This is a genomic window from Spirillospora sp. NPDC049652 (assembly GCF_040675125.1).
Classification (GTDB): Bacteria; Actinomycetota; Actinomycetes; order Streptosporangiales; family Streptosporangiaceae; genus Spirillospora.
Genome location: NZ_JBFAOF010001166.1, coordinates 1 through 1,995 on the forward strand (window position 1 = coordinate 1; position 1,995 = coordinate 1,995).

The 1,995-nt window shown below is 74.1% G+C and carries 2 protein-coding genes and 1 pseudogene; all 3 read left to right on the forward strand.

Annotated features, from left to right (window positions below):
• Positions 1 to 300, forward strand: a pseudogene (locus tag AB0J52_RS38125) (hypothetical protein); the annotation flags it as partial.
• A 121-nt stretch (positions 301 to 421) separates the two neighbouring features.
• Positions 422 to 1,399: a sigma-70 family RNA polymerase sigma factor gene (locus AB0J52_RS38130; protein ID WP_500187877.1), complete on the forward strand. Its 978-nt coding sequence runs from the start codon at positions 422 to 424 to the stop codon at positions 1,397 to 1,399.
• A gap of 192 nt (positions 1,400 to 1,591) precedes the next feature.
• Entirely contained in the window at positions 1,592 to 1,987 is a 396-nt protein-coding gene (locus AB0J52_RS38135) for a CoA transferase subunit A (RefSeq protein ID WP_500187879.1), read from the forward strand.
• The last annotated feature ends 8 nt before the right edge of the window (positions 1,988 to 1,995 follow it).

The following is a 1,995-nucleotide window of genomic DNA, read 5'->3' on the forward strand; positions in this document are numbered from 1 at the left end:
GAGGCGACCGTGCCGGGCGTGGGGGTCGTCCGCAACACCAACAGGCTGCTCGCCGAGCCGGGGGTGGTCGGGCTCAAAACCGGGTCCAGCACCCCGGCGGGCGGGGCGCTGATGTGGGCGGCGCACCCGGCGTCCGGGGACCGCTCGCGGCTGATCCTCGGGGTCGTGCTGCGGCAGGGCGCGGGCGGGCCGGGCCTGGACGCGAAGCTGGAGGCGGCGTTCGCCAGCAGCCGCAGGCTGCTGGAGGCGGCCCGGCGGCTGGCTCCGGGCGGCGGCGCGGAGGCCTCATCCGGGCATTGAGCTGCGGTTTCGTTAGGCTGGGCTGTCCGGGATGTGACGTCGGCCGCGAAATGTCGGTGGCTTCGCCTACGGTCGGGGCGTCGGTCCAGACCCACCGCGTCGGCCAGTGAGGGTGACCCGAATGGCGAACAGCACCATCGACCGGGAACGCGAGTTCGAGGAGCTCGTCGATCCGTACCGGCGCGAGCTGCTCGCGCACTGCTACCGGATGACGGGCTCGGTGCACGACGCGGAGGACCTGGTCCAGGAGACCTATCTCAGGGCCTGGCGGTCCTACGAGGGCTTCGAAGGGCGGTCCTCCTTGCGCACCTGGCTCCACAAGATCGCGACGAACGCCTGCCTGACCGCGATCGAGCAGCGCGGCAGGCGGCCGATGCCGACCGGGCTCGGCGGCCCGAGCGACGAGCCCGAGCGGCCGGTCGTCGCCTCCCCGGAGGTGCCGTGGCTGGAGCCCGCGCCCGACAGCCTGCTCGCCGCCGACCCGGCCGACCCGGCGTCGATCGTCGCGGCCCGCGAGAGCACCCGGCTGGCGTTCGTCGCGGCGCTCCAGCACCTGCCGGCGCGGCAGCGGGTCACGCTGATCCTCCGGGACGTCCTGAAGTGGAAGGCGGCGGAGGTCGCCGAGCTGTTCGGCACCAGCACCGCGTCGGTGAACAGCGCCCTCCAGCGCGCCCGCGCGCAACTGGAGGAGCACGCCCCCGAGCGCGACGCGCTGGTCGAGCCGACCGACCCGGGGCAGCGCGACCTGCTGGAGCGGTACGCCAAGGCGTTCGAGGACGCCGACATCGACGGCCTCGTCGAGCTGTTCAAGCAGGACGCGGTCTGGGAGATGCCGCCGTTCCCGCAGTGGTTCGTCGGTCCCGGGCACATCGCGCGGCTCATCAAGTCGCAGTGCGGTCCGGAGCGCGCGACGTTCCGGCTGCTGCCCACCGGCGCGAACGGCCAGCCCGGCTTCGCCCTCTACAAGCTCGGCGACGACGGCGTCTACCGGCCGTACCAGCTCCAGATCCTGGAGGTCACGGCCGCCGGCGTCCAGCACGCTTCGGTGTTCTTCGACACCCGCCTGTTCACGGTCTTCGGGCTGCCCGACACCGCCTGACCTGGACTTTCCCGCGGGTCCCGGCCCCGGACCCGGTGTTCCGCCCAGCGGGCTTTCCGCTGGGCGGAAAGTCTGGTTTCGCACGCGCGCGCCGCACTGGGAGGGTGTGCGGGACGGGCACGCCCGGCGGTCACTCGCGTCCGCGACCACACCGCCGCGCGGCCCGGGAACCGGTCGGGAGGCGGAACGGCAGTGGGTGCGGACAAGGTCGTGGCGTCGGCTGCCGAGGCGGTCGCCGACATCGGCGACGGCGCCTCGCTCGCGGTGGGCGGCTTCGGGCTCTGCGGGGTCCCCGCGGTGCTCATCGACGCGCTGTACGAGCGCGGCGCGGAGCGCCTGCGGGTGGTGTCCAACAACTGCGGGCTGGACGGCCGGGGCCTCGGGCGGCTGCTCGGGGCGGGCCGGATCGCCCGCGCGATGGGCTCCTACGTGGGCGACAACAAGGAGTTCGCGCGGCAGTACCTCGGCGGGGAGATCGAGGTCGAGCTGATGCCGCAGGGCACGCTCGCCGAGCGGCTGCGCGCGGGCGGCGCGGGCATCCCCGCCTTCTACACCCCGGCGGGCGTGGGGCTGAGGTGGGGCGCTTAGGGTGAGAG